The organism is Thermofilum pendens Hrk 5, from assembly GCF_000015225.1.
Lineage (GTDB): Archaea > Thermoproteota > Thermoprotei > Thermofilales > Thermofilaceae > Thermofilum > Thermofilum pendens.
Genome location: NC_008698.1, coordinates 1,264,913 through 1,289,190 on the forward strand (window position 1 = coordinate 1,264,913; position 24,278 = coordinate 1,289,190).

The following is a 24,278-nucleotide window of genomic DNA, read 5'->3' on the forward strand; positions in this document are numbered from 1 at the left end:
CCTCACCCCGCACCGGGACGAGTGGACCTGCCCCTCCTAGCCCTCGCGGGCTTCACCCGGAGGGGCGTCCTGTGCTCCGACCCGTTGATCACCGCGGAGCGCGAGACGACCTCGAACCTCCCGTAGCCCTGGCTCGTCCTCGCCCCAACGCCGCTGGCGAGCGCGTACTCCAAGAGGCCTAGCAGGAGCGACGCCGGCCCCCCGCCCTGGACGCCGAGCCTCCCGCAGATGTTCGCGAGGGCGCGGTCCACCTCCTCGTGGAGGACGCCCCCTCCCGGCTCGACCGCGACGACGAACCTGAAGACGGCCCCAGGCGCGATCGAGACGTGCGCCACGGGCACGGGCTCGACCTCGTACTCGAACCTCACGGGCCTCCCGCCCCTGCTGTAGTGCGGCGTCACGATGTCTGGCTCGAGGAGCCTGTCCCCGGCCTCGACGGGGTAGGCGTCGAAGAAGAGCAGTAGCCCGGCCCACCCCGAGTCCCCGCCCCTCCCGAACAGGACGTCCGCGTCGTCCCTCGAGGCGCGCTCTGCGACCGCCCTCACGGCGCCCTTGACGCTGGAGCCCGGTATGAACGGCAGGTCCAGCACGTGGTCCCAGCTAACCCCCACCTCGAACACGCTTCTCAAAACCCCGTGCGACACCCCGACGGCTCCCATCGTGGAGAGCTTCGCGTCAACCACGAAGACGTGGAAGCCCGCCAGCGCGAGCCCCGCGGCTAGGCTCTCGAGCCTCTCCCTGGACAGCCTCAGCTTCTCGTCCAGTTCGCGTCCCCGCGAGTAGTTCTCGACTATTCTCTCGATGAGCCTCCTCCTCAGCTCCTCCTTCTCCGCCTCCGGGTTCTTCAGGAGCTCGTCGACGTATCCGTAAACCAGGCCCAGCAGGTCCACCGCGATCACCTCAGCAGGTACACAACCCAGTCCCTCGCGAGCTCCTGGACTTTCACGAGGAGCTCCGCCGCGTCCCCGGGGAGCGCGACGACCCTCCTCTGAGAGACGTCGGCGGCGCCGAGGGGGTCCGACCCGCAGTCCTCGGTCCAGCCGGTCGTCGACGCGCCCCTCCCAACGTCGATCACGTGCAAGTATCTGCTACCCTGGTGTATACCGACGTGGGCGAGGACGGCTCTCCGCGCCTCGGGGCTCAGGAACGGCTTGATGTCTAGGCGCTTGAGCAGGACGACGGCTACCCCGAGCCCGTTGCCCGCGGGGACGGGGGACAGCACGAGCGGCGACTTCCACCTCTTCAGGTCGTTCCTAAAGCTGAGGCGTTGCAAGCAGTAGTCCACGTCTCCCTGCGCGCCTCCAAGGCTCTCCGCGTCGACGACGACGTAGCCCGTGCAGGAGTTTCCCTTGCACACGGCTCTCGGCAGGCCCAGCCCCCACGTGTGGAACGGGAAGCCCGGGCCCGTCACGCCCCATTCAGCCCCGGAGATCGACTGCCAGTAGGCCTTCCACGTGCTCTTCAGCGTGGCCTTGCCTACGGCGCTCAGCACGCACAGCACGTCCCCCGAGCATGGCTTCTTGGAGGGCTTAACCCTCGCGGCCTCCCTGGATGCGTACGGGTACGGGTGCGCCGGCCTCTCGATCAGCGTTACCTCGGCGTTCGAGATCCTCGGGACGCTCGCCACCGTCCTCCTCGCCTCCGCCTCGACGCCGAGGGCCCTCAGCGCCCGCTCAGCCAGCCCCAGGCACTCCTCCCTGAAGCCCTCGAGGTCTCTCTCCTCGAGGCGCGCGGCGGCCTTCTCGACCAGCGGGTGCACGTTGCCCCTCGGCGACTTGGGGGCGAACCTGCCGAAGCCCCTGCTCGAAGCCTTCCCGATTCCGAAGAGCAGTAGCCCGTAGACCAGTAGGAGCTCCTCGAGCCGCTTCACGCTCTCCGCGAGCTCCTCCCCCCGCGCGGGCTCCAGGGCCCCGGAGAGCATGTCCCCGTCGAGGTAGAGCTCGACGCGCATGGAGACGCACCCCTCCCTGAGCGGCTGGACCTCGAAGAGGCTCCTCGCGAACTCCTCCTGCCTTTTGCCCCTCAGCTTGCCGAGCCTCTGGGCGTTCAGCAGTACGCGCGGGACTGTGAACAGCTCGGCGAACCCCGCCGCCTTGTCCTCCGGCCTCGCCTCCCCCCTCAGCGCCCTGAAGCCCCGGTCCTCGAGCTCCTGTAGCAGCGCGCTCGGCTTCTGCGAGTAAACGCCCCACCCTTTACCCCCGGCTATGCTCTTGATCAGCTTTAGCACGTCCTGGTACTCGGCGTAGACGGGTGAGCGGCAGTTCAGCTTCGGCTTCACGACGACCGAGAGGGCGCCCGCCCTGGACCCTACGCGTTGCCCCCCGGGCCTCGCGTGCTCCACGGTTCCGAAGATCGCCTCGACGAGGCCCGGCTTGCTGGACCCGCAGTTCGGGAAGCACTCGACCGCGGCGTAGCCGTGGCTGGCCAGCTGGTCGTCGGGGACGAAGCTCGCTACCACCGCTCTGGTAAGCCACCTCAGCAGCCCCTTCACGCTCCTGGCCGTAGGGAGCGAGTAGTAGGCTTTCGTGCACCTCTCGTCCAGGCACCTCACAGCGTCCTGGGTGTGCCTGCCGCCGTACCACGGGGTGATGTTCACGAAGTCCGCCGAGAAGAAGCACCCCGGCCTCGCGCCGACGGCTGAGAGCTCCTCCACCTCCAACCCGGCTCACCTCCCGAGAAGCGCCCTGGCGAGCTTGCCGAGCTCGACCACGAATGGTTCCAGGGTTGCGAGGACTACGAGCTCCCCGCCGCCCCTGCGTATGCAGTCTAGGAATTCGGCGACTCCCCGCGCGGCGTCGCCGTCCAGCTTCAGGGAGCACCCGGCGGGCGCCTGCCTAGCCGCGTAGGCGAGGATCGCGGCGAGGGCCGAGGCGTAGCCCAGCCCCTCCTCCCTCAGGTCCTCGAGCATCTTCTCCCTGCGCGCGTCCCTCGGGAGGCTCCCGGAGGAGAAGAGCGAGTAGAAGTCTCTGAGCACGCCGTAGTCCTCGACCTTGGACAGGTAGAACGCGAGGGCCGGCACGAGCCCCGCCGCCGAGACGAGCCCCGGAAAGTCCTCCACCCTCCTCTGGAACGACTCCCCGCACCCCTCGGCGCCGCCGCAGAGGTCGCGCACCGCCGTGCACACGCGCAGGGCCTCCTCGAAGGGCTCCGGCAACCCGCTCACCCCCTCGCGATCGCGACCCTCAAGACCCCCTTGCCGACGGTCTCCTTGCCCCCGACGACCAGGTACCCGTTCATCGCGCCCAGAATGCTCCTCAGCTTGCCCCACGCGGACTCGTAGAGCCTGAGCTGGGCCTCGTACCGCCCGGCCTCCAGGAGCCCCCTCAGCTTCTCGAAGTCCTTCACCATGACCGCGCCTACGAGCAGGGAGCCGTACGGGAGGTACTCCTCGCTCCACAGCGCCCCCCTCTCCACGGTCTTCGTGGCGTCGCTGAGCCTGTTCCTGTAGACAACCTGGAGCGCCCCGTTCACCACGCTCCGGCCGACCCCGTCCGGGAGGACGACGAGGTTCCCGAACACCTTCTTGTAGGAGTACAGCACGTTCAGAGAGCGAAGCGCGTCGTCGAGCCCCCCGGGGAACTCCAGCTCCCGGGACACCCTGACGCGGCTCCCCGAGACGTACACGGCGCCGTCAACCGCAACCCCCTTCGACGCCGCCGCCTCACCCTCGCCCAGGCTAGACCCCGCCTCCACGACCTCCACCAGGGCTTTCTCGAAGGCCTCCAGCGGGAAGGCCAGCGACTCCACCCCCTCGAAGCCGCGCAGCCTCTTCACGACGTCGACGTACCCGGCGACCCTGGACGCCAGGTAGGGGGTAGTCACGTACACGATGCCCCTCCGCACGCTCGGCACGGGGACAGCCAGCAACGACAAACCCGTGACGACTGCCAAGCCCGGCACGGTCGGAGACTCCTCGGGCTCGGAGCCGAAAAACCCCTTAGCCTCGACGCCCACGGACCTCAACAGGAAACCCTTCAACGCGCCCTTAACACTGGAGCCCCACACCTCCGGGTAGCCGAGCGAGTCCCTCTGAACAGGCAAGTCCACGAAGCCGTAGCCACGCCCACTACCGGCGTGCACGGGAGTATACGCGGAGGCGAGCAAAAGGTAGCCGTACTCGTAGTCAGATACAACGAACACCCCCATACAGCTAAAAAACCGAAAAACCACTATAAATCCTTGTTGAAAAGGAGCACAGACACCAGAACCCACGCGAAAACTAGCCGCAAACCCGCATTTCAACCCTTAAAGCCTCTGCTTGGGAAGGCTTATAAAGCGTTGACGGTGTCAATTTTAAGAGTTTTTCGGGGATTTCTCCCTTGCCAGGCCTTCCCGTCGGATTGGCATGACGGCGTCATTTATTAAAGCTTTTCGGGGATTTGTTCTCGACGGGAAGAAGGGAACAGAAAACGTTTTATACCGCCACAGAGAAATGTTAAGCAGGGCTTCGGGAAAAGGCTCCCACAAACCCCCTCAGTTCAAAATCAGCAAGACTAAGAGAGCAAATACTCCCAGATATCCATGTCATCTTTCCTGGTTCAAAATCAGCAAGACTAAGAGTCAAGAAGCTCGCTTACACGCTCATTAACAACGTCTGTTCAAAATCAGCAAGACTAAGAGTGGACGTTTACGGGCCGGAGGTTGACCCTGAGGCAAGTTCAAAATCAGCAAGACTAAGAGTGGAGAAGAGTTGCTTTGCAATAGTGAACACGTTCAAAATCAGCAAGACTAAGAGCACCGGGTTTTAGCACAAAGCTTGGCATAAAAGCGTTCAAAATCAGCAAGACTAAGAGCCTGACAGCCGGCGTTAGAAGCAAAACCCCGACCGCGTACCGTTCAAAATCAGCAAGACTAAGAGCCAACGTAGTTTTACCCACACCTGTATCGGCGGTTCAAAATCAGCAAGACTAAGAGTAGAAAAGGTGCCGGTCGATAAGGGCAAATAGTTCAAAATCAGCAAGACTAAGAGAGAAAGATAACGTTAAGACGTAATATAAACGTTAGGTTCAAAATCAGCAAGACTAAGAGATGGACTCGTACTCTACCCTGCTAACAGGGTACTTCCGTTCAAAATCAGCAAGACTAAGAGAAAAGAAAACAACAACAAAAAAAGAAAAGGTTTACGTTCAAAATCAGCAAGACTAAGAGTTACTTCGTCTAAATCTCTCTCTCGCGCGCGCGAGTTCAAAATCAGCAAGACTAAGAGGCGCATGTGGCCGCCGAGCTGTTGCGCCGTTTGTTCAAAATCAGCAAGACTAAGAGGGGGTCACCCGGGAGAAGGTCTAGCTCAGAGAGTATTGTTCAAAATCAGCAAGACTAAGAGAGGTCGAAATGGTTATCATTGAGCAGCATCCGCAATAGGTTCAAAATCAGCAAGACTAAGAGGAATGAACGTCGTCTTTCCGCAGCCTGTTGATCCTATGAGTTCAAAATCAGCAAGACTAAGAGAGGCGCAGTACAATTCGTGGCTAGAATCGCGGCTAGGTTCAAAATCAGCAAGACTAAGAGTGCACAATGGGTACGCAAACCTCCTAGAAATTTGTTCAAAATCAGCAAGACTAAGAGTAGCGCTCCTCGCGGCTAGCTGTTTCCTCACGTTCACGTTCAAAATCAGCAAGACTAAGAGTGCTTATCGTTTCAAGAGCGCCGCACTTAGTAGTTCAAAATCAGCAAGACTAAGAGAACCATGCGAGGTCTAACCCGTAGTTGACTACTGCGCGTTCAAAATCAGCAAGACTAAGAGCTACTAGGGGAGAGCGCGAGAGAGGTAAGAGAGCCTGTTCAAAATCAGCAAGACTAAGAGAACCTGAGGGGCCATGCGATGCTTGAGACGCCGTGTTCAAAATCAGCAAGACTAAGAGGAGGCGGCGTTGAAGAGGTCGCCGAGGTCTAGCGCTAGTTCAAAATCAGCAAGACTAAGAGGTGAGCTCGGCGCGTTTCCCCTCCTTCCTCGGCTCTCCCTCGTTCAAAATCAGCAAGACTAAGAGCGCAGACGCTGAGGGACTGGCTCCAGAACGGGTTACCTTCGGTTCAAAATCAGCAAGACTAAGAGGCTTAATTTTTGACAAGACCTTTCTTGCCGCAGGAGCTCTTCGGCTCTTCCTGCGCATTCAAGGAGGAGGCGCGTGCCTTGTTCGAGGTGGCTACCCGTAGGTGTCTGCGCGTAGGCTGGAGAAACGGGCGCCGAGAGGTTCGGGAACCGCTCCTCGCATCGTCAGTCTAGGATAAGGTTGAGGCAGTTTTAGCGGAAAGATTGGGCTCTAAAAATTGATTGAATTGATCGTTTTTCTAAACTTTTCACGATTTTTCGAACAAGAATATTAGAGAATGCAACCTCTTCTGTTACCCTCTTACACTTGCTGATTTTGAACAGAGCATGGAGAAAGCCGAGAAAAGTAAAGAAACCTCTCTTAGTCTTGCTGATTTTGAACACGCTTCCCAATACGCGCGCGGCACGCTCAGCGCTCTTAGTCTTGCTGATTTTGAACGAGCTCAATACCTCACTCTGTACGTCCACTGCTCGCCTCTTAGTCTTGCTGATTTTGAACACAAGCTCGACGCCGTTTTGGTCCCGTCCGGCTTCCTCTTAGTCTTGCTGATTTTGAACGTGTGCATGTATGGTTTATTACTAATTCTTTTGAGCCGGACAACACGGACAACTTCTCTTAGTCTTGCTGATTTTGAACTGGTCCTCCTGTCCACGTTGGGGGGCGGGGCGAGCTTCTCTTAGTCTTGCTGATTTTGAACACGCACATAGGCGCGGTGATGCTGTGGAGGAGGCCTCTTAGTCTTGCTGATTTTGAACGGCTTCTGCACGAAATAGTGCCAAAACGTTTGCTCTCTTAGTCTTGCTGATTTTGAACGAGGCGAAGGGGTTGGGCTTTTTCTTAAAGCTTGAGGTCTCTTAGTCTTGCTGATTTTGAACTGAAGAAACGGGACTACCCGCACGCGAAACATGGCTCGCGCTCTTAGTCTTGCTGATTTTGAACGCGGCCTCCAGTTCCATGACGCGTAGACGTCCCCTCTTAGTCTTGCTGATTTTGAACTCGATCCTTCAGCGCGCCGTGTGGTTACGCGCATAAAATCTCTTAGTCTTGCTGATTTTGAACTTGACCCTGCCCAGCGTCGTGTGCTAGCCAAGCTCTTAGTCTTGCTGATTTTGAACATTGACGGATTGCTCGCGCGCGTTCACGCACTCACACCTCTTAGTCTTGCTGATTTTGAACAGATGAACGAGAGGTCTGGCCCCAGAATAAGAGTACTCTTAGTCTTGCTGATTTTGAACTGTAGCCGACGTACACGATGGCCCCCTCCGGGGCGGCTCTTAGTCTTGCTGATTTTGAACACGTAGACCCTGAAGCCGAGCTTCCTGAGCCTCCCTCTTAGTCTTGCTGATTTTGAACTGAGAAAAATGAAAGCAGAATTCAGCGTTTCAAAATCACTCTTAGTCTTGCTGATTTTGAACTTCGACCTCCTCCTCGGGCACCTCGACGGCATGGACTCTTAGTCTTGCTGATTTTGAACGCGCCGTAATCGTGAAGGCGCTGTCGCAGACCCTCCTCTTAGTCTTGCTGATTTTGAACAGGCTCTGGCACGGTTTTTGGCTAGGCGGCTTTACTCTTAGTCTTGCTGATTTTGAACACGCGTGGTTGCTCCTAGCGGACGTTGTTTCGCGCAACAGCTCTTAGTCTTGCTGATTTTGAACAGATAACTCGCTATCTGAACCAGAATCTCGTCTCTTAGTCTTGCTGATTTTGAACTAGCGGGTACGGGTGTAGCACGTGCGCGTTGCTTACTCTTAGTCTTGCTGATTTTGAACTCGCTCTTACTTGCGCACTCTTTGAGCGCCATCTCCCTTATCCTCTTAGTCTTGCTGATTTTGAACCCGCGGCGACTACTTCTCCTCGCGGCTCCCCAGGCTCCTCTTAGTCTTGCTGATTTTGAACGTTATGGTTAAGAGGTCTGAGGAAGTGGTTAACATCTCTTAGTCTTGCTGATTTTGAACTAAAAGATTTATACATGTGGTGTGTAAACTATCACTCTTAGTCTTGCTGATTTTGAACACGCTGAAACGTGCACGGCAAATAATCGACGACTACTCTTAGTCTTGCTGATTTTGAACCGACCCAAAATGAGCACGAGATTGATAGACCTGCACACTCTTAGTCTTGCTGATTTTGAACGCCGGTGTACCAGAGCCTGATGCAACGATAATGTCCCTTCTCTTAGTCTTGCTGATTTTGAACGTGGCGGCGACGGGACAGACGCTTTACGCAAGCGCTCTTAGTCTTGCTGATTTTGAACTGGCCGGGGGAATCAGCGTTGAAGAATTCTTTACTCTTAGTCTTGCTGATTTTGAACGTGGACCTGACCTACCGATGCCGTGGGCAAAGGAGGCTCTTAGTCTTGCTGATTTTGAACTGAGGGGTTTGCGGGAGCTTCTTCCCGCAAATCCGGGTTTTATTTCTCTGTGGAGGTATAAAAGATTAACTCCTCCCCTCTTCCCGTTGGGAAGAAATCCCCGAAAAACTTTTATAAATGACGCCGTCATGCCAATTCGACGGGAAAGCCTGGCAAGGGAGAAATCCCCGAAAAACTCTTAAAATTGACACCGTCAACGCTTTATAAGCCTTCCCAGGCAGAGGCTTTAAGGGTTGAAATGCGGGTTTGCGGCTGGGTGTTTCTGCTTTGGGGTCTGGGGGCTGGGGTTGCTTTACTCGTGTATTATGTAGCGCTTTTTGTCCCACGTGAAGGCGAGTTTTTCTCTGCTACACTTGCCTTCCAGGTGTTTTGCGAGGCAGAATGCCTTCAGGTGTATCTGCTGGTAGGGTGTTTTCCCGGTTTCCCTGTGCTTGGCTGAGAGGTACCTGTAGAGCCTCTTCATGGCCTTGTTGAGGGAGTCTTTGTCGAGGTCGCCGTCTTCGCTCAGCGTTGGGAGGCCTTCCTCGTTTACGAGGTCCAGCGCGGCTTCCACTGCTAAGGGCTTGAAGGCTTCGGCGTAGTCGAACGCTAGCGGCACGCTGTACTGGGTTCTGTGCAGGAAGCCGTAGGTGGGGTCTAGCCCGGCGGCTACGAGTGCTTTCGTCGAGAGCGTGTAGAGGACTGCGTACATGGCGGAGATAGCCTTGTTGAGGGGGTCCGGGTGCCCGGGCTTCCTCCCCGCGAAGCCGTATCTCTCTCTGAGCTCCCTGGCCGCGGATGGGTCCAGTAGCTTGAAGACCTCGTCCCAGAGGGTGTTCGAGGCGGCGGCCTCCCAGGATCTTATGTCCGATTCGAGCCTCGCCGGGTCTTCGTAGAGCGCTGGGTCGGGAGGCTCGGGGAGCGCGGGGAGCCTTCCCCCGCGGTTCCTGATTATGCTCGCCATTCCGCGCACCCTGGACTTGAGGTATTCGAGCGCGATTGCGAGCGCCTTGTTCTTCGGCAACGTGTACTGGAGGGCCCTGTAGTTGTTATACTTCGTCCCGACAGGGTTCAGTAGCACAGCGACGTGCCCCTTCGCGAGTATCGAGAGAGGTATGCCGTGGAGCGCCAACACGGGCGGGAGGGAGGACGATATCTTGATCCCAGAGCCCACGACGAGGACTGCGTCGACGTCCCTGAGAGCCCGCTCGAACACCCTGTTCCCGGACTTGATCACCACCGTGCTCCTGCTACTCACGGTCACCTCGTCTACGCCGCGTAGCACGAGCAACCTCATCCTAGACCAGCCTGTACGGGCACACGTGTACCAGTTCGCAGAGGCTACAAAGGTTGGGAGAGAGCGCCGCGCCCCCTTCAAGCCCGAAGACGCGCCGCAGGATCCTCTCCTGGTCGACGCTGGAGACCAGCTTGTAGATTAGCTCGCGTGGCGATACTACGACGACGAGTACAGGCAGCCTTCTCTCGTAGTAGAGGGCCAGCCCCCGCAACAGGGCCTGCCACGGCTTCGCGACGTTTATCCTAGACGAGGAGACCTCTAGGTACAGCGTTAGGAGCCTTCCCTTGAGCGCTAACGTGCAGACAGCGTCCGCCTTGGACAGCGCGCAGAGGGTTTCCTCGCCCCTCCTGAACCCTATGCGGTGCTCGTACTCTTCTTCGCAATCGAGCACCGCGTAATCTAGATCTTCTGCTACTTCCTTAGCCGCGGAGAGAACGGCTCTGTGTCTTTTCTTGGACTCCTCGGCGGTCGGGTACTCGAACTGGTCTAGGGGTGCTGAGCCGTGCCAGAGTAGCTGCATGGCGTGGGGGCACAGTATGCCCCATGCTAGCTGGTTGAGCCTAGTATACTTCGTATTTTCGCTCCGACACGATGTAGTAATCTCTGCCGTCAAATACGTGTGCCCTCTGGTATTCATCTTCTCTAACAACGATGACGAACACCGAATCGCCTTCTTCAACGATTTCTTTAGCTCGCTCTGCCACGAGCTCTGCTGTAGTAGCTGTTCCAGGCCCAGCGTAGACGCTTCTGTTAACTCTTGCGAGGCCCAGCCTCCTAAGATATCTGCGCAGTCTGCCTCTCCTGTCTTCGTCGGAGATGTCATAGGCGACGATCACTATCACGGTGAATACCGCTCCCCGGGTTAGATAAAGATAACCGCGTAGCTACGCCCAGTCTGTGGATTGCGCACAGATGCACCTTCGCCCGTGTACGCTATGTACTCGGAGATCTCGGGTCCCTGCTCAAGAACGTAGACCATTGCGTCTCCGCGTCGAAGCACGCCCCCCTCCTTCCAGCGGGCCAGCTCTACCTCGCCGTCACCCATCTCCACTATGAGCCTCCCGCGGGTAAGCCTGAGGAAATCCGCGAGATCCACGATCTTCTGGCTGAGCCCCCTCAGGTTACCGCTACTCTCTATAACTAGGCTCCCCCTTGCGCGCTTTAGCCGGATCTTAAGAACTCCTCTCTCGGAGCCGACGATCTCGAAGTTTCTCGTTATAAGCCCTATGGAGTCTTCGCCTTCCCCGGAGCCACCCTCCACCGTGTACCTCACGCTGAACCCGCTCTTCCTGAACATCACCAGCCTAGACAGTTGCTCCGGGGGTCCCACGAACGTTTCAAGCATCTCCGCGGCCTCCGAGCCACTTATCCCGAGGTTCCTCAAGGCGCTGGTGTTACCGGACACCCTTGCCAGTGAGACTGCCCCGACGGCACGTATGATGTTCCTCCTGAACCTCCTTATCTTCTCGCTGAGAAAATGCACTACGTCGCGCTTCCTCCTCGCGTAGTTCGTAAACGCCTCGCCGACCCACTTTACCAGCCCCGCGTAGTCCGTGGAGTCCGGGGGGCTGTGCTTTTCGAGTACTTTTGCGGGAACTGCGAGGCGCACCCTCGACGGGACGCCGCGCCGCCCAACCCTGCCTAGCCTCTGTACAACGTCCTCGGCCGCGACGCCCCCCATGTACCCTAGCTTCACGGGGCCTAGGTTGACTCCCTGGGATGTCGCCTCGCTACCGACTATTACCTGTGCTTCCTCAACGCAGGCACCGACGAGGTTCCTCGTGACGATGTCGCTCGCGATGCACCTGCACGGTATGCCTTCACCCTTAAGCCTGACGGCTAGCTCGGCGACGGCGTAGAGCCTCTCGAGTATTACCAAGGCTTTCCCCCCACCGAAGCCTTCGAGATCCCTCCGCAGATTCTCCAAGACTATCTCTTGGACAGCCTCAGAGGCCTCGTAGTACGCACCTATACCCTTCTTCTCCGTTTCGACCGGGTGCAAGACCAGCTCCATGGGTCCCTTAACGCCGAACCCTTCTCCCTTGGAGACCCTAGCTTCAACGCGGCTCGGCCTGACGCCGGCGTCCTGGAGTTCCTCTAGTATGTCGTCTGCGGGCGTCGCCGAGGAGAAGACGACCGGTAGGTTTGTATCGCTTTTGAACATCGAGATCACCGCGTGTAGTGCGTCGACCTCGTATGGGCCGTAGAGGTGGAACTCGTCCACGAATACGGGGTGCACGAGCACTCTCTCCTTCACGCCCTGTATCTTGCTCAGCTCGAAGCGCGTAGCGGTCTTCGTACTCCTCAAAGCGTCCTCGAGTGCACGCTCGTCTTTGCCCGCCGCCAGACTCACAAGCAGGTTGTGGACTGTTTTACCGACGTCTTCGAAGTCTCTGTAGGCGCCCGTGTAGATGAGAAGGTACGTATCCGGCGTCGCGAAAACGACGTGGTAAAGCCCGCCCTTCCTGCTGAGCTTGTAAAGCATCTCCGCCTGCTTGTAGACGAAGTCCCTCTTCGTGGGGTCCCCTACGATAAACCTCCCGGAAAGTGCTTGCAGGGCAACGTACCTCGAGCCGCACACCGCGGCGTCCAAGTCGCAACCCACCTCAGCGGGCACCTCGTACACTAGGAGAGAGGAGTCTCCGCCAAAGCCCTCCAAGGGTCTAGCGCCCAGAGCCTCCGAGAGCGCCGAGGCAACGGTCTCCATCTGGTTTTGCAGTAGAACGTTGTTCGGGTAGAGCGCCACGAAGCCCGGGAAATCCTCTCCATCGAGGCCCGGCGAGAGCAGGAGCGTGAGGGTCTTCCCGGAACCCGTCGGAGCGACGAGCAGGACGTCTGAGCGCTTTCCAAGCTCCCTGGATACCTCGACTTGGAATTCCGTGAGCTTGTAGGATCCGAGGAGTCTCTCCGGCTTGCTGTAGGGGGTGTAGACGGGGTCTACCCGTATCACCAGCTCTTCCACGGACATAGACCCGGGCTCACTCGAGCTTCAAAGCAGGGACGACAACCTCTTTAGTCTTTGAATCCCTCACCGGCACCACGTAGGCTTCCTCTGCGACCCCAAATATACCCACGTCTCCCGCTTCGTGACGCAACAGAACCGTGTAACCGTCAACCCTTACAACATCGTTAACGTTGAACGGGTGTGTAACTTTCCTGTTGTTAGCTATGTCGACGGGAACCCGGGTCAACTCCACCCAGAGGGTACCCGCCCTCTTAGCGCCAATCCTGACGGCGAACCTAGACGGTAGCTCGCCCTCCGATACTATCAAGGTTTCAAGTATGCTGCCCGGCGCGAGGACAACGTTCTTCGTGAAGTCTGGGTAGGACAGCCTCCCCTTCCCCTTCGCCTGCACGGTGCTTTCCCCTATCGCCGACATGATAACCTCCTGCGTGTAAGCCCTCTTGGCGATAGCGGGGTAGGCGTAGACACCGTGCTCCCTGAACAGCTCCAGCAGAGACCTGTAGCCCTTCCTCCCGTATATCGAGACGTAGCCGAATGCTGGGTCAGCGTCATAGCCCGCTAAGGCGAGCGTTAACCCGTAGTTGTGCACCACAGGTACCACGCTGTGCGTGTAAAAGCTCTCAGTAGCCCTCGCCAGCGTATGGTACCAGAGAAAGCCTTTTAGCCTGAGCTCCGCGCGGTAGAAAAACACCATACCGGTCGCCGGCGCTACTCCTCCTCAGACTCCTCGGGCTCGGCTTTCTTCGACCTTGACTTCTTACCCGACCCTTTCTGACCTCCGCCCTTTAGCTCCTCCACCCACTTAACCATCTTCTCGGCGAAGTCTATACTGCTCCTCCACAGATCCTTGAAGAGACCGTTGGGATCCTTGTGGTCGACGGCTGCCAGCAACTTGGAATTATCTACGGGCGTGAAGCCGAGCTTCTCCAGCCTTTCCTTCAAGTTCTTCTTGACTTCTTCATACCCTTTCCCGGCGTTCTCGGCAGCCAAGTCGTACGCTGTCGTCGAAGCGTACTTTCCAGCCTTTACCCCCAGTATCTCGACCCTGACCGTTCCGTAAATGCCGGATCTTCCTCCGAGCTCGCGGAGAGTTGCCAGCGAGTACAGCGTGGCTACCAGCTCGGGCTCTGTCAGGTCTACGAGCTCGGCTCTACCGATGAACACGGTTCCGGGCTCCACGTGCACTTCGCTGAAGAGTGCCTGCCCGGTCATAGAGAGGTGGCCCTCCGTGACCTTGTTGTGAGTCTCCGGGGTAATTCTCCTCTGAGTTGCAAACGCCGGGTCGAACCTAACCCTCGTCTTTATACCGATGCTAAGCCCACCGAACTTCTCGTTGTGCTGTTCGGTGAGCGCGGCTCCGAAAATCGTACAGTGAGGACAGAACCCGTCCATGCCTATGTCGGTAGCCTTTTCCCCGAACTCCGCGAGCGGAGGCTGAATCGTGCAGTTCCACTCCTCGCTAACCTTCTTGAAACCGAGATCCTTAGCCTTCCCGATTACCTCCTGAACGAGCCACCTCTTCGAGACTTCGTCGAGAGAGTCCCTGTACTCTCTCAGCAACTGGAGCATCTGCCTCCTCGTAACCGCCATGAGCTTCTGGGGCTGTATGACGGGAACTTCCATCGCGCCTCCGCTGTACTCCAAGGTCGTCATGTTTATCGTGCCGGCGCCCTCCGTTCTAAGCAACAGGTAGTTCGCGGCCCTCACGAGGAAGACTACTTCTATCCTGTGAGCCTTTGGAAAGATCCTGTCCTTATCCCCGATGCTCCTAAGGTAGGGTCTAAGGTCGCCCAGCCCCAGCTCCGCCAACACGTCCCTCTTTTCACCACTCATTCCGACTCACCTGTTTCAACAACATTTTCAACTTTACCCGGTTCCCGGGGAAAAACCTCAGACAAGAACTGTTCCACGTATGGAGGAAACGAGCGGTGCATAGCCATCTCTGCTATAGACGATACCACGATATTCATAAGCTCTATCCTAGATCCAACGGAGATATCCTTAGAAGCCTCCACGAACTTTCTGAGAAGCCCCTCCAGCAAGCTGGCGAAGCATTCTCTGGCAACTCGGCTTCTCAGCTCGTCCGGTATATGGGCCCTGGCAATCTCGGGTATGAGCTCGTCCTTCCCCCACGCGTAGATTACAAGCGTCTCCAAAGCCCTCCTCACCTCCTTGGTGTACGCGTGGGTCGACCTGCCGCCTCGCCGTTGCCCGACAACAGACATTAACCCTGCCAAGCGCTCTGTGTAGTAGTTTATGCTCCTAGAGGAGTCGTACCTACATTTGTCGATCAAATTCACAGCCACCTACACCACCTCTTCCAGCATGCTAATAACGTGGAAAAGCTCAGAATAAGCGGAGGGGGACGCATACTGCGCCATCAGCGGGGCTAGGCTCGGCGGGTAATCGAGGACGCCGAGCACCGTGGGGGCAGAAGACGCGGGACCCTTCCTAGCGCCCAGCTCGCCTAGGAAAGCCATTGCGAGCGCCACGAACGGGGTGTACCTCCCCAGGTTTCTGTCGGCGGGACTGTAGGAGTAAATGCTCCTAACGCCAATGTCCGACCTGAACAGCGTGCCGGGGTTATCTAGCGGCACGTGGTCGGAGACCGTGAGCGGGTAAAGCCCGGCGGATATCACTAGCCCCGCTCTGCTTACGATGTTCACTATCCTTTCTTCACCTCTACCCTTAAAGTTTCCAAAGGCAAATATCCTGGAAGAGAACCAGTCAGTGTAAAAGTTTCCACCGATGTTAAGCACATCCTCCAGGCTTTCAGCGAACGAGTCTGGAGACTCCAAGGCGTCAACGTCAATGCCACCCGATACGAGCGCACCGAGTATCCTAGCCAAGTCTTCCAGAGCTATTGCAGAGGTAGAAGCACTAAAAGACGCTGAGACCACGTCGCTACCCGTAGACCGCTTCACCATCCTTAAGTACAACAGGTAGTCGCCCATACAGAGCGGGCACATGCTACCCTCGTTGAGGCTACCGAAGAGTTGATTGAGGTTGCGGGGCGGGGACCGCCTCGTCCACTTCTCGGTCTTCGGGGCGCGGGCCCCGACTAGCTCAGCGAGGGTTTTAGCGTAGCCAACGGTGACCGCCGACTCGGTTTTTAAACCGCAGATAACGCAGGTGAACTTGCCGCCATCTCTGTAATCAACGCCTTCGAACCCGAGGTTCACGGATACATCACTGGGAAGGACGGGGCTGGAGCCTAGGAACATCGTGTCAACGTTTCTGCCACCGTAATACAGCAATGTAACCTCGTAGGCCGAAACCTTCCTGCCAAAAAGCACGGATTTCTCACAGTCTTTCTTCTTGAAGCCACTATATGTCGGATCCTTGGACTTCTCACCTTTCTTGGAATGCTCCTCGACACACGCGCGCTGGTCACAACACTCCGCGAACTTTGCCAGCTTATCGGCGAGAACGTCGTGAATGATCGGTTCCCCGAAGAAGCCCCTCTCGGCGAATTCCCTCCACTCCACAGTGAGTTGTAGAGGTTTCTCGGATACAACGAGCATCCCGAAGGGAGTCGAGATAACCGTTAAAACTCCCAGCTCCTCTCTCCTACTCCTCAACTCCCGGTACACGTAGTACGAGATAGCCGCCCTCAGGTACACGTGGGGCACGTTCACGTTCAACAAGGTCGCGTGCAACTCCTTGTTCAAGTCTCTCCCGAGATCCTCTACCAATGAAAACATATCGGCGGGCGAGGAGGAACCCTGAACCCTGTCCGCAAACCTCAGCAAAGACCAGACCCAGCCGGGGTAGCTTGGATCAGCCATGGTCTCAGCCGGGTTCGTCCTAACATACCTCGCAAGCCTCGATGCACCGTCTACGCCCAGCAACTCCAGCCTATCCTTAACCCACTCCTCAACCCTCTTCAAAGAGGCCTTCCCGAGTACGCCCAGCTTCTGCCCGAGGTCGTGTATAAACCCCAGTATGAACGCCTCATCCTCGCCGGGGGCATCCCCCGCGCACTCCCCCACCCCTGCGACGAGCTCCTGGAACAGCGCCCCCACGCTGTAACCGTGAACCAAGAGGCTGATACTAGTCCAGTACTTCGCCGGCAAAGCCGAGAGAGGCGGAGGCAACAACGAGTAGGCAATCGTCGCGCGAGAGCCCGCGTCCATGAAGCCCCCTCCACTTTGCATCTTCTCTTACCCTAAAGTCTACATAAACTTTTCTAACAGAATACACTGAAACTAAACCAAATTGCTCACGATTCAAAGGCTCCTTCAAAAACCGCGAGCTATAGACGTTCACAGAGCAACACTTTCAGTCTTGTCAATTAAAACTCTTCGACCCAACACTTCGCAGAGTCCTCTCTCTTAGTCTTGCTGATTTTGAACAAGAAGCAGGGATCCCCGCACGCGAGGCATGGCTTACGCTCTTAGTCTTGCTGATTTTGAACTGACTTAGACATCAATTTCACTGAGAGGTGTCTCTCTTAGTCTTGCTGATTTTGAACGAATTGGACACGAGCTTCTTCTCTGGTTGCCGGCCTCTTAGTCTTGCTGATTTTGAACTGTGGGCCCTCCTGCCGACCCGGAACACTACCTCTACTCTTAGTCTTGCTGATTTTGAACAAGGAAAGAAGAAGCTCTGGAGCAGGTATTCGACGGGCTCTCTTAGTCTTGCTGATTTTGAACGAAGCACCGAAAGATCTGCTGTGGATTCTCAAGTTAGCTCTTAGTCTTGCTGATTTTGAACCGGCGTTGAGAAGATTGCGAGCCTAATGAGCAGACGTCACGTCTCTTAGTCTTGCTGATTTTGAACCGTCATAGCGGTAAAGCTGGCGAGGAGGGTCGGCTCTTAGTCTTGCTGATTTTGAACTGAGGGGGTTTGTGGGGGCTTCTTCCCGAAGCCCTGCTTAACATTTCTCTGTGGCGGTATAAAACGTTTTCTGTTCCCTTCTTCCCGTTGAGAACAAATCCCCGAAAAACATTTATAAATGACGCCGTCATATCAATCCAACGGGAAGGACTGGCAAAGGAAAAATCCCCGAAACACCTTTAACCTTGACACCGTCAACGCTTTATAAGCCTTCCCAAGCAGAGGCTTTAAGGGTTGAAATGCGGGTTTGCGGCTAGTTTTCGCGTGCTGTTTTGTGTACGCAAAACCTCGCCGGGCGGCGTGCTTGGATGAGGGTGTTGGGACTGTTTTTCCGGCGGTGCTGGCGGGGTTTGTTCGCGGGTGGGCTTCGGGGGCTTTTTGTCCGCGTGGGTTGTGCCGCTACTCTTCGGGTTTGAGTGTCGAGAAGTCTATGTTTTCAAGCCCTTCTACCGGGGTTCGAGAGGCTACGACGAGCACGTAGTTGTCTCGCTTGAAGTGCTCGAGTATTCTCGAGGAGCTCTGCGCGTCTACGCCTACGAATGGGTCGTCTAGGCACATTAGCTCCACGTAGGGTGCGACTGCGAGCGCCGCGGCTAGCTGGGCCCTCCTCCTCATGCCCATTGAGAGCTTGCCGAGCTTCACGTTGGGTGGGACTCCCGCGAGCCTTAAGGCTTCCAGGGAGTCTATGCTGTCCGGGTAGAAGCCGGAGACCGCGTCTACGTACTGCTTCGCGGTTACGCGTAGGGGGACGTCGATGAGCTCTGTCAGGTAGAATATCCTCTGCCTGCGTTTCTCGGCGGCTTCCCCGTTCAGCAGGACGTACCCCTCCAGCGGCTCTAGGAGGGTTGAAAGGGTCTTCAGGAGGGTTGTTTTGCCAACGCCGTTCGGGCCGAAGAATGCGATGGCGCTGCCCCTCTCGAACTGGAGGTTGAGGGCCTTCGTTAAGGGCTCCGAGTAGCCGACAACGAGGTTTCTCAGCTCCAGCACTCTACTCCACCTCGTCTGCAAGGTACCTGAGTAGGGTTATAAGCGTTAGTAGCAGGACTACTAGGCCGAACGCGGGGAAGGAGCCCAGCGCGGCGGCGCCGAGGACGCCTGGGGCTACGATCCCGCAAGCTACCGCGAGCCTGGGCCAGCGGGGCTCTCCCACGGCGCGTAGCGTCAGGGCGCCGTCCTCGTATGCTACTTCGACGTCGGAGTCGATGAAGAGGAACTGGGCGACTTCGTGGACGTACGCGTATGCGAAGAACGCGAGCACGATCTCTGCTACGTTCGCGATGCACGAGTAGCACCCTGTTAACACGCCTACCAGGGAGGCGGCGAGCAGGAGCAGTACGAGTAGCCGGGATAGCCACGTGCCTAGTAGCTTTGCCGTCAGGGCCTTCAGGAAGCCTGGGACGTCCCTTCTAGCAACCAAGCTTGTGCCTCGCATACTCCACCGCCCATGGGATTAGGGGCATGGGCAGGGCGAGCGCTAAGAGCGCGTAGTAGCCCGCTACTGTTGCGAGCGGGCTGAGCGCGGGTACCAGGAGGAACAGCGCTAGGATAGTTACGAGGTAGTATGCTAGTAGCCCGTTGGAGCGGTAGATGTCCGGCTTTAAGACCCACAGGGTAAGGGTGGCCACCAGGAGAGCGTACAGGCTACCCGCCGCCTCGAAGCCGGGGAGGAGTATGGCTAGCGGCGCGCTGAGAGCGACCAGGTTTACAAGCGTAACTAGGGGCTTCGCGCTAAACCTCCTGCCGAGGACGTAGAGGTACCTGAGGTAGGAGTCCAGGTAGGAGTCGAGGCTCGCGACGGCGAGGAGCACGAGGTAGTACTCCACGCCTAGGGACGCTATGAGGGACCGCACAATGAGCGCTACGTCGTCGGGGCACTCTCCTTTACACTCGATCGCGGGTCCGAGAAGGCTCGTAACCCTAGCTTCGCACGGGCAGCTGGGAGACGGCGAGCCGTGCGCGGAGACTAGGTAGACGATGAGTAGGGCGAAGACCAGCGCAAGAACCCTGTAGAGCCAGCCAGCCGTCGTCATAACCTCTCTTCCCACCTTGACTACCGCTAGGCTCTCGCGCCTAGACAAGGCTTCGAAAACGAGCACTGCGATCGCGTCGACAGGCCTTACTGGGGCCACGAGAGCGGTTGCTACCAGGAGCGGGGTAGTGCCGTATACCTGCGCGACTGCAAGGGCTACAGCCGCGAGAACGGATACCAGGTAGGACTGCCTGTACAGCGAGAAGAGGGGCACCGTTAAGAGAGTGAGGGGCGCCGAGACTGTAACGAGGGCAACGGCGTACAGCGTTTTCCCGAGAATGGTCCTGGACGCCACCGGGGATAGCTGAGGCATCTTCGCGTAAAGCGCGCGCATATAAATGTACATTGAGAAAGGTATGAGGGCGCCCTCCAGCCCTAGCCTCCCCTCGAGGTCCAGCAGGCTGTTCATGAACAGGGCTATGGAGCCGCGGTAAGGAATAGCCAGAAGCAGAAGGGCGAGCGCGAGTAGGTATTCGAAGCTTCCTAGGAAGTGCGCGGTAAAAAAGGACAGCACCCTGGCAACCCTGAAGAGGGAGGATTGCACAGCCCTGACACCCAATTCTTTAAAACAAAGAAGAAGGAAGAAAAATTATTTTCCTCTACAACGGCAGACAGTGCCGCCCGTGTCTACGGTTATACTACCATTCAGATTAATATAAGGTCCTCGGACGCTCCAATATTCTACACCATTAGGACCACACATGTCTTTACAAGACTGTGCAGATCTGTCGATGATTAGCGCGGTTACTAGCCCAATTGCAATTATGGTTATGGCTATTGCGAGGGCGGGTGCGAGGTAGTAGACTTTTCTCTTATCGCGGGCCTTGGTGATTGCTAGGGCGGAGGTTGCGAACGTTGCGGCGAAGAGGATGGGGGTCGCGGAGTACTCGGTGTAGCCTGCGGCTTGGTAGCGCTTGACGAGGGGGTCTGCGCTGAACCCTGCATGCATGTTCGCGGCTACGACTATGGCCGTAATAGCTATTGCCCAGAGCCAGCCGTTTATCACTGTGAATGCGGCGTACGCGGCGTACTTCCTGAGCTTTGTTTTCATGTTTGTCCCCCTCGGCGATTTTTCTGTGAAAAGGTTTTTTATTTTTTTTTTGGCAGAATTTTTGAAAGAATTACTTAATATTTTTGAAACATTTCGAAATTTTTCTTCACGTTCTCCCTTCATTTTTCTTGCCTGTTGACAAATGCTATGTATGATGCTAGGATAGCCATAAGGGAGTACAGCGCTAGAAGTGCTAAATCCGCCCATTGCGTGACGACTAGGCGTACGGGGTCTATCTTCCCAATGTACTCTGTTACCTCTACGACGTTGCCTTTGGCGGTGAAAGTTATTCTAATGCCGAAAAGCTGGTAGCCTAGTGACGCGTAGTGCAGGTTGGGAGAGAAGTACTGCAGGGTGAGGGAGGTTTGAATGACTCTGCTCAGCCACTCGGCTAGGCCGGTGGTAGTGGGTGGCGGGGGCTCTGCTAGTAGCGAGGCTATGGCTATCGATGCCGCGGGTAAAGCTATTGCGAAGAACACCCAGACGGCTAGGCTTAGTAGCAAGGAGTGGCTTGACTTTCTGGAGAGTATAGAGGCTAGGAGGGAGAAAGCGTAGTACGTTAGCGCGTAGAGCGTAGCGAGCGCGATGAATATCGCGAGTCGAACGATGTGGTCGGGCATCACCGCTACTCCCTGGATGGCCGAGGCTAGCACCGCTAGGAGCGAGGCGCCCGACACTACCAGCGTGATGCATGCTAGCGAGGCTAGCACCTTGCCGCTTACTACGACGTCTCTGTACACGGGCTTTGAGAGTATGAGCCTCAGCGTCCCCCTCTCCCTTTCCCCGCTTATGGCGCTGAAGCCCAGGGCTATCCCGAGGAGTGGCGCCGCTACCTCTAGGGATGCTACTATGCCTCGTCCTATCTCTAGGAAGAGGTCCCTCTCCTGGGGGATTTGGCCTGCCCTGAAGCTTAGGTAGACGGAGACCGTGTTGAACAGGAATACGAGCAGGAAGACTGCGACCACGATCCAGAACCTCCTGCTTGAAACCGTGTCTGCAAACTCTTTCCTCGCGATTACTAGCACCTTGCTTACCACCTAGCACCACCCTGGTAGAAGCGGTACACGTCTTCCCAGGTTACCTCCCTGTATGTTAAGGGTTCTACGGCGGCTCCGTGCTTTTCAGCGACCTCGATGAGCGCGGAGACGCGGTCGTTCTTCGCTAAAACCCTGATCGTGTTCCCGCCGTGCCCCGTAACTATGACTTCGGGGAGCGAGCGGAGCTCCTCGAGGAGCCTCTCGGAGTAATCCGTCCTTCTCACCGCGTAGGCTGAATACTGCTTTTCTGCGAGTTCTCGTGTAACTTCCTCGAGGCTACCCTGAGCTAATACCTTACCCTTCCTGATTATCGCTGCATGCGTGCAGATGTTGCCGACTTCGTGGAGGAGGTGCGTGGATATCATTATGGTCTTGCCCCTCTCCCTGAGCCCTAGCACTAGGATCTTTAGGAGTTCTATGCCGTCTGGATCGAGGCCCATCGTCGGCTCGTCGAGGATTACGAGGTCTGGGTCTTTCATGAGAACCTGCGCTAGCCCCAGCCTCTGTATCATGCCCCTCGAGAAAGTGGAGACCTTTGCGCCCGCCTTATTGCTCAGTCCTACGAGCTCGAGGACCTCGCGGGCCCTTTTCTCGACCTCGCCTTTCGGCACCTCGTCTAGTAGCCCGAAAAATACTAGGTTATCAAGCGCGGTCATGTGCTCGTACAAGCCGAAGGCCTCGGGTAGCAACCCCACCCTCTTTCTCACGCTTAGGGACTGCTTTACAACGTCGTACCCCAGCACCCTTGCGCTACCCCTCGTGGGTAAAATCAAGCCCAAGAGGATTGATATAAGCGTGGTCTTCCCGGAACCGTTGGGCCCGAATATGCCGAAGATGCTTCCAGCCGGCACTCTGAGGCTAACCTCGTCGAGAGCCTTGACCTCGGATCCCCTGTCCCTATAAACTTTGACCAGCCTATCTGTTTCCACGGCGAGCTCCACTCTCTCACCTCCTGCCGAACTTTCTGTAGACCGCGACTAAAAGCACTACTAGTGCGAGTAGAGCTCCCAGCCCTATGTATACCGCGCCGGCCCCCGTCTTTACGTATACGTGGAGTTGCCTCGTTGCAACTAGGGATTGATCCTCGCTGAGCTGGTCGGCCAGCGGCTTCAAGGTTATGTAGTAGTCTCCAGCGCTTACGTCCGGCTCTGCGTAAACTGTTACCGTGAAGTTGGCGTTTTCCTGGGCTTTAAGCGATAGAACGACTTCTGGAGAGATGTTTACGCGGAGCCCCCTCGGCACGTTAGACACCTCTATTCTTACGTTTGTTAATGAGCTGTAGCCGGTGTTTTTGACCCCTAATTGGAAGGTGGCCGAAGAGCCCGATGTCACCTCCAAGTAGAAGTTCTGGGTTGTATACTCGAGGCTGTAGCTTCCCATAACTCCCAGGTTGAGAGGTAGGCTTACACGAGAATAGTTCGTGTTGGCTTCGAGTATGAAAGGAATGACCGAGGGCTCGGCGAGGAGAGGTACGCTTACGACAACTTTTAATTGCCTGCTTTCTCCCGCCTTCAGGTACAGCTTGGAGATAACATTCCCGTTAAGGTCTTCTATACGCCAGCTGTAGCCGGGCGGCAGTCCTTTCACGACTAGCTCTACGACTCCGTCTCCTTCGCCGATATTCCTAGTAGTGACGAGAAAGCTTGCACTACGGCCGGCGTAGGTGTTGAGGAAAGGAGTCTCGGTTTCTAGCTTCGCGAGGGGCTTTCCCTTTACGACGGTAACGTTGAGCCAGAGCTTCGACTCGAAGTACGGGTCCACGCCTCTGAACACAACGCCTACTGTATAGTTACCCGGTGCCGCGGTATCGGGGATCTGCAGGACGACTTTAGCTTTCACGCTTTCTCCGGGGTTCAAGGAGAGCTTGTAGAGGTTATTGCCGCTAGTTGAGTCGAGAATACTCCCTGACCACCGGCTCGGTAGTAGCAGGAAGACTACCCCTGAAGTCCTATCGGGAAGCTTGTTCGTTATCTCTAAACCGTCGAGGCTCACCGTTGAGCCGGGAGACGCCTTTACGCTTAGGTAGGTAGATGTTACGAGCTGGGGGTCTCTATGCTCGATGTCGACTGTGATCACTCTCCTCTGAAGAGTGTATCCAAGAACGTCTACCGTTATGTTGTACCGACCGGAGGCGTTGTAAGGTACTTTCAGCACTAGGTCAAGCTTCAAGGTCTGCCCAGGGCTTAAGACTATGCTTTTCACCTCGAGGTCTCCCAGGTAGAAGCCAGCGGTCCACCCGGAAGGTGCGCTCGCCGAGAGGGTGACGGTTTCTTCTCTCGAACCTTTCTCCGCCAAAACCACCGGTATGCGGAGCGTGGAAAGACAGCTGGCTCTTACATCTCTGAGCTCTACGGAGACTGAGAGGCTGTAATCCAGGGTGATCTCTCCCAGCTCTACGTGTAGCCTGTCGCCGGAAATGCTAAAGGAAATGGTTTTAGCCTCGTAGCCCACTTTAATTAGGGAAGCTTTGTACGTGCCTGGAGCCAGTAAAGCCCAAAAGTCACCCGTCATGCTGGTTTTAACTCTGGCGACAAGAGTGTTATCCTCGCCGAAGATCAGTATTGATACATCGCTTATCGGCGCCCCCCTCGGGTCAACGACTACTCCATGTACATTCACGCTAGTGCTTTGCGCGGTTAATAGACGGGGAGTCATAACCA

General features: G+C 56.8%; 20 protein-coding genes and 2 CRISPR repeat arrays. Of the genes, 1 reads left to right on the forward strand and 19 read right to left on the reverse strand.

Features of this window, described 5'->3' with window-relative positions:
- Positions 1–2 precede the first annotated feature (2 nt).
- Genes cmr6 through cmr4 form a run of 4 tightly spaced genes read right to left on the reverse strand, consistent with a single transcriptional unit; the run spans position 3 to position 4,146 of the window.
- The gene (gene cmr6 / locus TPEN_RS06750; protein WP_011752979.1) at positions 3–890 is read right to left on the reverse strand and encodes a type III-B CRISPR module RAMP protein Cmr6; all 888 of its coding nucleotides are present in this window, start codon (positions 888–890) and stop codon (positions 3–5) included.
- A gap of 5 nt (positions 891–895) precedes the next feature.
- On the reverse strand, positions 896–2,653 hold the full coding sequence (locus tag TPEN_RS06755) for an RAMP superfamily CRISPR-associated protein (protein ID WP_052885249.1): 1,758 nt from the start codon (positions 2,651–2,653) through the stop codon (positions 896–898).
- Positions 2,654–2,665: 12 nt separating this feature from the next.
- Complete coding sequence (locus TPEN_RS06760) at positions 2,666–3,154, reverse strand: type III-B CRISPR module-associated protein Cmr5 (RefSeq protein ID WP_187146321.1); 489 nt, start codon at positions 3,152–3,154, stop codon at positions 2,666–2,668.
- Between the two features lie 5 nt (positions 3,155–3,159).
- A complete protein-coding gene (gene cmr4, locus TPEN_RS06765; RefSeq protein ID WP_052885250.1) occupies positions 3,160–4,146 on the reverse strand; it encodes a type III-B CRISPR module RAMP protein Cmr4 in 987 nt (328 codons plus the stop codon).
- 330 nt (positions 4,147–4,476) lie between these two features.
- A CRISPR array of direct repeats spans positions 4,477–6,052; the repeat unit is 24 nt; unit sequence GTTCAAAATCAGCAAGACTAAGAG.
- Between the two features lie 2,125 nt (positions 6,053–8,177).
- On the opposite strand from cmr4, the gene TPEN_RS10195 reads away from it, so the two are divergent.
- Positions 8,178–8,603 carry a hypothetical protein gene (locus TPEN_RS10195; RefSeq protein WP_425358382.1) on the forward strand — a complete coding sequence of 142 codons (426 nt, stop codon included), beginning with the start codon at positions 8,178–8,180 and terminating at the stop codon, positions 8,601–8,603.
- A gap of 110 nt (positions 8,604–8,713) precedes the next feature.
- On the opposite strand, the gene cas1 is transcribed toward TPEN_RS10195, so the two are convergent.
- The 15 genes from cas1 to TPEN_RS06840 all read right to left on the reverse strand — a co-directional run bounded on the left by cas1 (position 8,714) and on the right by TPEN_RS06840 (position 24,237).
- Positions 8,714–9,697 carry a CRISPR-associated endonuclease Cas1 gene (gene cas1 / locus TPEN_RS06770; RefSeq protein ID WP_011752983.1) on the reverse strand — a complete coding sequence of 328 codons (984 nt, stop codon included), beginning with the start codon at positions 9,695–9,697 and terminating at the stop codon, positions 8,714–8,716.
- Between the two features lies 1 nt (position 9,698).
- Positions 9,699–10,217: a hypothetical protein gene (locus TPEN_RS06775; RefSeq protein WP_052885251.1), complete on the reverse strand. Its 519-nt coding sequence runs from the start codon at positions 10,215–10,217 to the stop codon at positions 9,699–9,701.
- A 40-nt stretch (positions 10,218–10,257) separates the two neighbouring features.
- Positions 10,258–10,539: a CRISPR-associated endonuclease Cas2 gene (cas2, locus tag TPEN_RS06780; protein WP_011752984.1), complete on the reverse strand. Its 282-nt coding sequence runs from the start codon at positions 10,537–10,539 to the stop codon at positions 10,258–10,260.
- Between the two features lie 20 nt (positions 10,540–10,559).
- The gene (locus TPEN_RS06785; RefSeq protein ID WP_011752985.1) at positions 10,560–12,665 is read right to left on the reverse strand and encodes a DEAD/DEAH box helicase; all 2,106 of its coding nucleotides are present in this window, start codon (positions 12,663–12,665) and stop codon (positions 10,560–10,562) included.
- A gap of 10 nt (positions 12,666–12,675) precedes the next feature.
- Positions 12,676–13,356 carry a hypothetical protein gene (locus TPEN_RS06790; RefSeq protein ID WP_011752986.1) on the reverse strand — a complete coding sequence of 227 codons (681 nt, stop codon included), beginning with the start codon at positions 13,354–13,356 and terminating at the stop codon, positions 12,676–12,678.
- A gap of 14 nt (positions 13,357–13,370) precedes the next feature.
- Positions 13,371–14,495: a type I-D CRISPR-associated protein Cas7/Csc2 gene (gene cas7d, locus TPEN_RS06795; protein ID WP_011752987.1), complete on the reverse strand. Its 1,125-nt coding sequence runs from the start codon at positions 14,493–14,495 to the stop codon at positions 13,371–13,373.
- A complete protein-coding gene (locus TPEN_RS06800) occupies positions 14,492–14,968 on the reverse strand; it encodes a hypothetical protein (RefSeq protein ID WP_011752988.1) in 477 nt (158 codons plus the stop codon). Before TPEN_RS06800 ends, cas7d begins: the two co-directional genes overlap by 4 nt.
- A complete protein-coding gene (locus tag TPEN_RS06805) occupies positions 14,969–16,819 on the reverse strand; it encodes a hypothetical protein (protein WP_011752989.1) in 1,851 nt (616 codons plus the stop codon).
- 174 nt (positions 16,820–16,993) lie between these two features.
- Positions 16,994–17,501: a CRISPR direct-repeat array (repeat unit 24 nt; unit sequence CTCTTAGTCTTGCTGATTTTGAAC).
- Positions 17,502–17,900: 399 nt separating this feature from the next.
- Complete coding sequence (locus TPEN_RS06810; protein WP_011752990.1) at positions 17,901–18,488, reverse strand: ATP-binding cassette domain-containing protein; 588 nt, start codon at positions 18,486–18,488, stop codon at positions 17,901–17,903.
- Position 18,489: 1 nt separating this feature from the next.
- Positions 18,490–18,933, reverse strand: coding sequence for a hypothetical protein (locus tag TPEN_RS06815; protein WP_148678007.1), 444 nt, complete (start codon positions 18,931–18,933; stop codon positions 18,490–18,492).
- On the reverse strand, positions 18,908–20,089 hold the full coding sequence (locus tag TPEN_RS06820) for a hypothetical protein (RefSeq protein ID WP_052885253.1): 1,182 nt from the start codon (positions 20,087–20,089) through the stop codon (positions 18,908–18,910). Before TPEN_RS06820 ends, TPEN_RS06815 begins: the two co-directional genes overlap by 26 nt.
- A 30-nt stretch (positions 20,090–20,119) precedes the next feature.
- Positions 20,120–20,581: a hypothetical protein gene (locus TPEN_RS06825; RefSeq protein ID WP_011752993.1), complete on the reverse strand. Its 462-nt coding sequence runs from the start codon at positions 20,579–20,581 to the stop codon at positions 20,120–20,122.
- A 119-nt stretch (positions 20,582–20,700) separates the two neighbouring features.
- Positions 20,701–21,618, reverse strand: coding sequence for an ABC transporter permease (locus TPEN_RS06830; protein WP_011752994.1), 918 nt, complete (start codon positions 21,616–21,618; stop codon positions 20,701–20,703).
- Positions 21,612–22,559: an ABC transporter ATP-binding protein gene (locus TPEN_RS06835; RefSeq protein WP_011752995.1), complete on the reverse strand. Its 948-nt coding sequence runs from the start codon at positions 22,557–22,559 to the stop codon at positions 21,612–21,614. Before TPEN_RS06835 ends, TPEN_RS06830 begins: the two co-directional genes overlap by 7 nt.
- Before the next feature lie 4 nt (positions 22,560–22,563).
- Entirely contained in the window at positions 22,564–24,237 is a 1,674-nt protein-coding gene (locus TPEN_RS06840) for an NEW3 domain-containing protein (protein ID WP_052885254.1), read from the reverse strand.
- Between the last annotated feature and the right edge of the window lie 41 nt (positions 24,238–24,278).

Coding starts and splice junctions, on each gene's coding strand:
- cmr4 (WP_052885250.1), bottom strand. CDS start 4,146: ATGGGGGTGTTCGTTGTATCTGACTACGAGTACGGCTACCTTTTGCTC.
- cas1 (WP_011752983.1), bottom strand. CDS start 9,697: ATGAGGTTGCTCGTGCTACGCGGCGTAGACGAGGTGACCGTGAGTAGC.
- TPEN_RS06775 (WP_052885251.1), bottom strand. CDS start 10,217: ATGCAGCTACTCTGGCACGGCTCAGCACCCCTAGACCAGTTCGAGTAC.
- TPEN_RS06785 (WP_011752985.1), bottom strand. CDS start 12,665: ATGTCCGTGGAAGAGCTGGTGATACGGGTAGACCCCGTCTACACCCCC.
- TPEN_RS06790 (WP_011752986.1), bottom strand. CDS start 13,356: ATGGTGTTTTTCTACCGCGCGGAGCTCAGGCTAAAAGGCTTTCTCTGG.
- cas7d (WP_011752987.1), bottom strand. CDS start 14,495: ATGAGTGGTGAAAAGAGGGACGTGTTGGCGGAGCTGGGGCTGGGCGAC.
- TPEN_RS06805 (WP_011752989.1), bottom strand. CDS start 16,819: ATGCAAAGTGGAGGGGGCTTCATGGACGCGGGCTCTCGCGCGACGATT.
- TPEN_RS06815 (WP_148678007.1), bottom strand. CDS start 18,933: ATGCGAGGCACAAGCTTGGTTGCTAGAAGGGACGTCCCAGGCTTCCTG.
- TPEN_RS06825 (WP_011752993.1), bottom strand. CDS start 20,581: ATGAAAACAAAGCTCAGGAAGTACGCCGCGTACGCCGCATTCACAGTG.